Here is a 9,251-nt window from a genome sequence, read left to right on the forward strand (position 1 = left end):
AAAATACCTCTTTTTTCAGAGCGCAAAGATAAATTTTTAAAATATAAAATCAATATTTTTTTTATAAAAAATACTACGATTTTGTTTGATTCTTAAAAGTCAGCCCTCAAATACCGAAAATAGTATTTTTTAAGGGCATAAAAAAAGCCACTGCATTCTGAAAGCAAGTGGCTGTTTTTATGAAAAAATTAAATTTAATTTATAACTTTAGGATAAAGTGTCTGGTAATTCCCCACATCTACTCCTTTTAGATTTGAACCGTATTTCGCATCAATCGATTCTATAAATTTATTAGCAATAAATGCATAACCTCTGGCTGAAGGATGAACACCATCCAGAGAAAACACTCCTCCGAAAACAAATGCGCTTGTCAAAGTATAGCCATTTACAGAGATCCCGTTTGCAGTAGACAACTGTTTCATCAATCCGTCTGCATCTACTAATGCCAGACCGTTTGCTTCCTGAGCTGCTTTAATGGTTAAATTATAGGCCGCAGTAGCATTTTTAATCTCTGTTATCTCTGACGGAATTAATACATATTTATCTTGTAACGGATACGTAATCCCGAATTTATCCAACGGTGCAGGAGGCGCCATTCCGATTCCTGAGTTTGCAGCTGTAGGTGCCGTTCCAATAGCTGCTCTTGTGCTCAAAAGCACCAAATCGGCAGCTTTAGCCTGACGCGCCTGACCAAAAACGGTACCATAAAACGCCGCAGTCTGTGCTCCTACGGATGGCGTAAGCACTGCAGTAAGCTGAGTAGATAAGTTGGTAAGCGTTTCGTCTTTTATCAACAAAGGATTTGCTGCTGTTAACGATAGTAAATCAATTCTGTCTGTAACTCCAAGATAATTTAAGGCGCTTTTCAACGGACCGTATAATTGTGCATTAAGTGCATTGATCGTTGCTGTTCCAACAGCTGTACTTCCATTACCTAAAAGCGAAACTGTTAACGGATTGTAAGGAACTGTTGTAAAGTGTGGCAAGGTACTGATGTCCGGCAAATTAGCCACAACACCTTTTCTTCCATTCTTAGACAATTCTGTTGCCAGGTTTTTATAAACTGCATCAAAAGTAGCCGGATCTGTAATCGGGTTTGATCCGTCTCCTCCCGATGTAGCGTAACCTAAAACGTCGTTACCCCCAATCCACAAAGAGAAAAAAGTAGGATTCTGTGCCAAAGCATCTCCTAAAACTGTTGCCGAAGGTGAAGAAGCAATCCTGCCAAAGTAAGGATTAGCACTCGCATAACCAGCCAGGGCCAAATGTGTTGCTTTTGCTCCCGGAATCCCCATATTATTGAAAGCTCCCGTTAAACGTGCACTAATATCGGTACCCGAAACACCGCTTACCGGAACCGGAGTACTTGTTGCTACATCTAAATACAATCTAACTCCCAAACTAGGCACCTGAACACCACCGGAGGAAAATCCTCCAATGTTATCGGTCATAAAAGGAGTTGTAAAAGTACCGCCACCTACCAATGCAAATTGCTGTGCCAAAATATTAGGGTATGCATTGGTCTGACCGGCCTTAAACAAAGCATTATCTGAAAAACCTGCCGCGAAAGAATCTCCCAACGCAACATATTTTGAAAAATTCGCCTGTCCCGAAGTTAACGGCTGTCCATCAGACGAATCTGACACCGTTACCGCATCATCACTATTACAAGCCATAAAGGTTACTGAAACCAAAAACAGCCATTTTAAATTTTTTACCATGATCTACTATATTTTATAATTATCCTTTTCTGAACGTTGTATCCGGAAAAGCGAATAAAAGTTTTGTTTTGTCTATTATCCCAAATTACGGATTGATCGTCCAGGAAATGAAATATTGCTGACCGATATATCCTGCACCAAGCACCTGAGCATATTCTTTTCCTCCAATATTTGAAGCTCCTAATTTGAAAAGTGATTTTAATTTCGGAAGTCCATAATTAATCTGCGCATCAATTACAGTTGCCGCCTTAATTATACCATCTGCAAAAGTCGATTCCCATTTGTATTCACTATTCCATCTTCCGCTTACATTGAATCCGAAGTTCTCAAATAACTTGTCATTTCCAAGTGACACTTTAACTCTGTGTTTTGGTGTATTGAACCCGGCTTCAAAACTTGGATCTTTTGCCTGATCAAAATCAAACTGAGCATAATTATAATTTACTCCCAATTCAAAATTAGCAATCACTTTTTTAGAAAGACCAACTCCAAATCCGAACGATTTAATTTCAACATCTGTATTGGTATACAACTGGTACGCTCTGATGTTTCCATTCTGAAGCGCATGAAGCGTCTGGAATCCAGGATCTGTAGGTCCTAATAAAGGGTTTGGAGCATCTTGTGCCGTACCATAAAAAGGAGCCACAACATTTAAATTTCCAATAAAATGATTGTAAATATTGTAATAAGCATTAAGATCTACCGAAACATCATTAATAAAAGAACGATATCCCAACTCAAATGCCTTAACCTCTTCCGGTCTTACATAATTTATATTTGTTTTTCTTAAAAGAGCAGCTGCAGCTACAGGATTAGTTCCTGCCAAAGCACTAAAAGCACCTACAGAACTTGCCGTATAAGAATTATTATAAGCATTCACTCCCGTCATTACAACAGTCGGACCTCCGGCAAAAGCCTGACCTGCCGTTGTAGAAACAGGTAATGTCTCTGTATAACGCAATAAGTTATCCGGAGCAGAACCGATTAACACCGCATTCCCTATATTAAAACCTATATATTGATCCTGTGTAGACGGATTTCTAAAACCGGTTTGGAACGAGGCTCTGAAATTATGATTCTTTTTCTCCCCTCCGGAATACACAAAAGATACTCTTGGCGAAAAATTACCATCGAAATTTTTTGATTTATCATAACGAATAGATCCTGTAAATTTCAATCTGTCTTCCATGAATTTCTTTACCAATTGTGTATAAGCACCATATTCTGTATAATTGATACCACTATTTCCATCGGTATAAATTCTTCCGTGAGAATTCAACTCGTACAATCTGAATGATCCACCTACCTGGATTTCGGCAAATTTTATCAAGTCTTTAAAGTTGTAGTTGGCATCTGAATGATAAATCTTTGAATTATCTACCAGTTTTGAACCTGTAAGTACGCTTTCATCAGCAATTACCTGAGTAAATGCGTTCTTAAATGCTGCTGTGCCTGGTAAGAAACGACCTGTATCTGCCGTAGTCCTACCCGCTGCATGCGCCTGCTCAGGGGTTGCTCCACCTAAAGTAGCCTGAACATAAGCTCCTGCATACTGACCAAACCAGGTTTTATCGTCTTTCCACTTTCTGTTGATATTAATACCCGTAAAGCCCATATCATAAGAATTACCACCATCCTCTGTTGTAGTATATCCTCTCACAAAGAAATTCTTCCCTTTAAATTCAATTTTGTGCTGTTGCATAAAAAAGTCATTCAGGTAATATCTGTTGGCACCCTGATAAACGGCATTTCCGAAACCAAATTTACTTTGCCAGATAATTTCCAAACGCTCATCACCAAAAGGTCTTCCATGAAAAGAGAAGTCTATTTTAGTATTTCCAGCTTTATTATTAGTAAGATCGACTTCATTATAACCCGTTCTGCTGACATTTTTACTAGGCAATAAATTTACTGCCGAAGCTGGAATAATTCCTAAAGCCGCCAGTGACTGTCCAACACCTTTTAAATTAGTAGAAACTTCATCACCATAAACATTAATACCGTCATAGTTGATATTGCTTCTGTCAATTCCGGGAATTGTTTTGTCGTTATAATTTGTAGCATACCAATCGGTAGCCTCCATATAAGTAAAGTTTGCTTTGGCCGCAAAATATTTATTAAACGCATGCGCAAATCGCATTCCAAAATCGTAGTAATTATTCGTACCGGCAGCTTCCTGCGAAGTCATTCCATATTTAAAATAAGCCGATGCCCCCTGATATGTAAATGGACTTTTGCTGTTCATGAACATAATTCCGTTAAAAGCATTTGCTCCGTACAAAGCAGAAGATGCACCCGGCAAAAGCTCCACACTCTGAACATCTATTTCCGAAATACCAATCATGTTACCCAGTACAAAGTTCAAAAGCGGAGAAGAGTTATCCATACCGTCAACCAACTGCATAAAACGAGTATTGGCTACCGTTGCAAAACCTCTGGTATTGATTGATTTAAAAGACATACTACTGGTATTCATCTGTACCTCTTTTAAATTTTCCAGACCATCGTAAAAAGAAGGAGAAGCGGTTCTCTTAATATCAACGATTCCCATTCTTTCAATAGTTACCGGAGATTCAAGCACTCTCTCAGGAGTTCTGGAAGCAGAAACCACAATTTCATTCAATTTAGTTTCCTCATCTTTTAAAATTACATTAATTTTTTGATTTGCAGCAGTAACATTAATCGTCTTAGACTCGAAACCTACAGCTGAAACCTTAATTGAAAAAGGCAGCTTAGCCGAAGTACTTAACTTAAATGTACCATCAAAATCCGTAGAAGTACCGTTTGAACTTCCAACTACGACAACATTGGCTCCGGGAATAGCTTGTTTAGTGCTGCTGTCTGTAACAGAACCGGTAATTGAATTCTGCGCAAAAGATATTCCGCTGAAAAACAACATAATTAATAAATAGACTCTCATTTGGTTAGTTTTTGGTTAGTTTTTGTTTAGTTTATACTACCAAAATACAAATAATTTTAATATGTATAAAAAAATGTTAAAAAAAATCAGTATTTACCATATTTTTACACAATATTTTAACTATTCATCAATCTGTTTTATTAAATTAAAATCAAATATTAAACCTTCAACAATTCAATTACTATGCATACATATTATTTTATAGGGAAATTTTGAGGATTTACTAAAAATACCATATGCAGAAAAAAAATCTGGCAATACAAAAAAAGCGAGACCAAAAATCTCGCTTTTTAACAGTAATGTAATTTTACAATTATTCCTACTTTCTTTTTATTTCTTCGATTTGTTTTTCTAAATCTTTAATTCTCTTATTTTGTTCTATCATATAAAGCGTCATTTCTTCCATCTTCTTCAACAGATTCATGTTCATTTCTGCCAGCATCAAACCATTCTTCTCTATTTCTTTCGCTGATGGTATCTCGGGTAAATGGCTATTTTGTTTGATATAACTCTCCACTTCTTCTAATGATTTTAATTTGTAATCATTCGCAAAAACATAATCGGGAACTTCGCCCGCCCTAGCCGTCACTTTTACTTCCTGAGCATGAATATTTCCGGCAACGGTAAGTTTTGAATCTGGATTTTTTGTACCAATACCTACATTCCCATTAGATTGAAAAGTCACTTTTATTGGATTAGCAATTCCATCCTCAGCACCTCCAAACGAAAGAAATAGCTTACCTTCATCCATAGAAGTGTTGGGAACCCATGTAAATCCTGAATGTTGAATTCCATATCCAGCAAAGCTGAGCATAGCGGAAGGCTGACCGGACAAAGCTGAACCATTTCCAAAAAGAATATGTGCTTTACCAGGCCGATTAGCGGTTCTTAAAACAGCTAACCTTCCTGTTAAATCTACATTCCCATCTTGATCTGACATTAAAATCTTCCCCCACTCACTCCATTGGACATCTAAAGGATATGCATTTCGATAAAAAATACCACCATTATTAAAATTTAGCTGATGATTTTTATCTCCACTATTTTCATTATTTGCCCAAGGCGATATTGTTAAATTTGTAGAGTAAAAACCCGAACCAGGTACTCCTATAGTGCTTCTTGTTTTAAAATCAACTCTAAAATCCCTTGATGAAAAATTTGGCAGATCATTATTATCTCTAGTATCAAGAACAGACAAAGAGCTAGAAACTTGCGCGCTAACATTTATGTAAAAAAGCAAACAACAGATAGAAACACTTATTATTTTCATTGTTTTATTATATTTTTTAATTCCTGAACTGTATTTTCTAGCTGTTTCTGTTTAGCTGTCATTTCTAAATTTTCTTTCTTCATTTCAATCATATAAAGCGTCATTTCCTCCATCTTCTTTAATAAGCTCAAATTCATTTCTGCCAGCATCAAACCATTCTTCTCTATTTCTTTTGCTGATGGTATTTCCGGTAAATGGCTATTTTGTTTGATATACCTCTCCACTTCTTCTAATGATTTTAATTTGTAATCATTCGCAAAAACATAATCGGGAACTTCGCCCGCCCTAGCCGTTACTTTTACTTCTTGCGCATGAATATTTCCGGCGACGGTAAGTTTTGAATCTGGGTTGACTGTCCCTATTCCAACTCTGCCATTACCAAGCAAAGTCATCACATCAACAGGTACTAAATTCCCAGTCCCACCACTATATAGCTTAAACTTTAATTTATTCTGCTCTGCTGTACCTGCAGTAATTGTAGCATCAATACCATGCCAACGATTAGCATAACTTGTACCACTTTCTAAATCTGATTTATGCCCATACTTTATTAGGTTATCAAAAGTACCGTCAATTCCCGTTTCTGTCAATTTAGATATTACCCCTAATACACTTAGCTTAGTTCCAGGCGTTAAAGTTCCAATACCAACATTTCCATACTGATTAATCCGCATACGTTCTGTACCAGAAGTCCCAAAAACAATATTACGATCCATATCAGGAACAGTAGAATATCCTGACATGTCAATATATGATTTAGTCCATGGAGTCGTTCCAGCACCTGCAGACAGTCTTAGAAAACCGTCATCCATAAGATTACCGTGTAAACTATAACCTCTAATTTCTCCATATTCCATAGTTCCTGCCGAAATTACAGGTCTCGGTAAAACATTATACAAACCGCTATTGATACTTATAGACCCCTGTGCATTTATCCTCGTACTGACAAATAAACAAATGCAAACAATCTTAAATAAATTATTCATACAAATTTTTTTATTTTAATTAATTCTCTTTATGATACTAAAAATTCTCTTCCTAAAAAACATCGAAAAGCATAAAAATTAAAGGCAAAACAACAATTATTTCCTTCAAAAATGATTTAAAAAAAGCGAGACATAAAATCTCGCTTTTTACATTTTATATAGTTGAACCATTTTACTAATAGAAACTAAACGAGAAACTGATTATTCACTCTTTTAAAATCAGTTAATTTAAAATTCAATTCTAAGCCCTATTTGATTAGTACTTGCTACTAAAGTCGTTTTGGGAACCGATTTATGATTTTCTACCAAACCGTCATTGTATTTCGCAATGGCGGATTTGATTTTTTTGGGATATCCAATTTTAATAGGAATGGAAGCGATAATCATCGCACCTCCAATAATCGCGGCTGTAAAACTGGTACGCTCAGATTTAATCGAAGGATTATATCCGTTTCCAGGATAGGACACCGTGGTATTATACTGAGTTAAGCCCACTATTAAATTAGCGACCACAAGGTCGCTGCCTCCTTCACTGGAGCGAGTGTCCCATTCGCGGACAAAACATCAAAATCAACATTCTCTTTTAGAATCATCAACTCCTCATATTTATACATATTTATTTTTTCAATTTCAGGAACTAACTTTATATGCATTCACGAGCGGGAGGCTTGCGCCAGCAAGAGGACTTTATTAGTACTTATTTGTCCTCTAAAAATCATGTAATTTTCTTTACGTATTCTATTAAGAATCTTCTTTTTCTTGATGTTTAAAAACCCTGATTGATATAAATCTAAACTAATACTTAAATTACTAAGTGAAATCATTTTCATTTTTAGTCCTATCTTTTCTCCTTCTGTCAAGAAATCGTCTAAACAAAAACTAATTATTTCACTAGTATTTCTTTTGATAAAAAAAACATCATATTTTTTAATATTCTTATTTCGCTCTGTCAATTTTTCAAATTTAACTGCTGATATTCTTGTTACAACAGAATCATTTTCAAATACATTAACTTTTGTGTAAGAGCTGGAAGAAAAATCGGGAGCCTTATCCTCAAAAGTAAAATTTTTATTAATCACATAATTTTCATTCGAATTATTATTGATTTTTAAAGTTAAAATTACTTTATTATCAGTTGTTGTTTTCGCATTTAGCAGTTCGATTTTAACATCCTGACAATAATTAAAATTGAAAAAACTTAAAAAAAATATTAAAAGTATAGCTCTCATAATTTCTATTTATTTAATTGATTTCTCCAGTAATTCACTTGACCCACACCATCTGGAGCACCATATTTAAAATTCCAAGAATAATGAACACTATACTCTTCTTGATTTCTTTGTAGTCTTGATTGGCTAGACCAAGTTTGATAATTCATATCACAATTATAAACTACGTGTGATAATTCCGCACCATATATATAAACAAAATCTAAATTCGTTTTTATTCTACTTGATGATAATGATATTGTGTATTTACCATTAGAATTCATTTCTGTTGTTCCCGAAGCCTCTTGCCCGTATTCATTATACAAACTTTCAGCCACTTCCAAATCTCCTAATTTACTTAATGCTTGTTTGAACACACTGCGCAATTCATCTACAGCATTTATATTATCTATGAACTCTTGATCAGTAAACCCAAATTTTCCGTTAGGATTTATTCCTTTCGCTTTTAGTTGTTCTTTAAAAGACTGTCTTTCCTGCATTTTATGCATCGCGTGATTCAACCCACTAACCATCAAGCCCGTTAATACTCCAATTATTTTCGCAAATTACTTCATCATCATAAGTTCTTTGAAAGTATATTTACTATATTTTTTGCTTGGTTGTAAAGGCGGAGGTGATGGACTCTTTATCGCTTTAATTTTTATCATAAATTCATTCGACTGATAATCATTAAAATCGTACTTTGAAATGATATTTCTAAATTCTTGTTTTTTGATATTTGTGTTTTTTATTTTTTCTTTTATTTTATTTCCACATATTTTCAATGAAACTTTATAATATTTTGAGGGCAAAACTTTATACATCTTCAAATAATCAGACTCATCTTGTTTATAAAGATTAATTACAAATTGCCTTTCTTGATTTGGTAAAAACAGAATAGTATTATTTTTTATTTCAGATTTAAAGTCCTCTACGTTTTTAATACTAGAATTATAGTTATTAAATGTCGATACAGGTATGAAAGATTTATTTCCATTCAATTCTAAAAAATCTAAATACATTTTTGAAGAATTAATATTAGTAAATGTCATTTTACTTTGGTAAAAAACACCTAGATTTTTTACATCTAAAAATAAATATTTATTTTTAGATGTATTATTAATTATTCTTATAACAACTTCTGCC

Annotated in this window: 8 protein-coding genes; all 8 read right to left on the bottom strand. The window is 34.6% G+C overall.

All coding sequences use genetic code 11. The annotated features are described in order from the left end of the window. Nucleotides 1-194 precede the first annotated feature (194 nt). Nucleotides 195-1,721 carry an SGNH/GDSL hydrolase family protein gene (locus B0A80_RS18840; RefSeq protein ID WP_089078306.1) on the bottom strand — a complete coding sequence of 509 codons (1,527 nt, stop codon included), beginning with the start codon at nucleotides 1,719-1,721 and terminating at the stop codon, nucleotides 195-197. 85 nt (nucleotides 1,722-1,806) lie between these two features. Continuing rightward, the gene (locus tag B0A80_RS18845) at nucleotides 1,807-4,641 is read right to left on the bottom strand and encodes a TonB-dependent receptor domain-containing protein (RefSeq protein WP_070906358.1); all 2,835 of its coding nucleotides are present in this window, start codon (nucleotides 4,639-4,641) and stop codon (nucleotides 1,807-1,809) included. Nucleotides 4,642-4,960: 319 nt separating this feature from the next. Beyond that, the gene (locus B0A80_RS18850; protein ID WP_124020590.1) at nucleotides 4,961-5,911 is read right to left on the bottom strand and encodes a tail fiber protein; all 951 of its coding nucleotides are present in this window, start codon (nucleotides 5,909-5,911) and stop codon (nucleotides 4,961-4,963) included. Further along, nucleotides 5,908-6,897: a DUF4200 domain-containing protein gene (locus tag B0A80_RS21055; RefSeq protein WP_124020591.1), complete on the bottom strand. Its 990-nt coding sequence runs from the start codon at nucleotides 6,895-6,897 to the stop codon at nucleotides 5,908-5,910. The genes B0A80_RS18850 and B0A80_RS21055 overlap by 4 nt, the downstream gene beginning before the upstream one ends. Nucleotides 6,898-7,125: 228 nt before the next feature. Beyond that, entirely contained in the window at nucleotides 7,126-7,392 is a 267-nt protein-coding gene (locus B0A80_RS18860; RefSeq protein WP_233430783.1) for a hypothetical protein, read from the bottom strand. Nucleotides 7,393-7,550: 158 nt separating this feature from the next. Beyond that, a complete protein-coding gene (locus B0A80_RS18865; protein ID WP_089078308.1) occupies nucleotides 7,551-8,126 on the bottom strand; it encodes a hypothetical protein in 576 nt (191 codons plus the stop codon). 5 nt (nucleotides 8,127-8,131) lie between these two features. Continuing rightward, on the bottom strand, nucleotides 8,132-8,605 hold the full coding sequence (locus tag B0A80_RS18870) for a hypothetical protein (protein WP_124020592.1): 474 nt from the start codon (nucleotides 8,603-8,605) through the stop codon (nucleotides 8,132-8,134). 66 nt (nucleotides 8,606-8,671) lie between these two features. Next, nucleotides 8,672-9,251 (bottom strand): hypothetical protein (locus B0A80_RS20865; RefSeq protein WP_165769288.1); only part of this gene is annotated, 580 nt, incomplete at its 5' end.

It is taken from the genome of Flavobacterium tructae, from assembly GCF_002217475.1.
In the GTDB taxonomy this organism is placed as follows: Bacteria; Bacteroidota; Bacteroidia; order Flavobacteriales; family Flavobacteriaceae; genus Flavobacterium; species Flavobacterium tructae.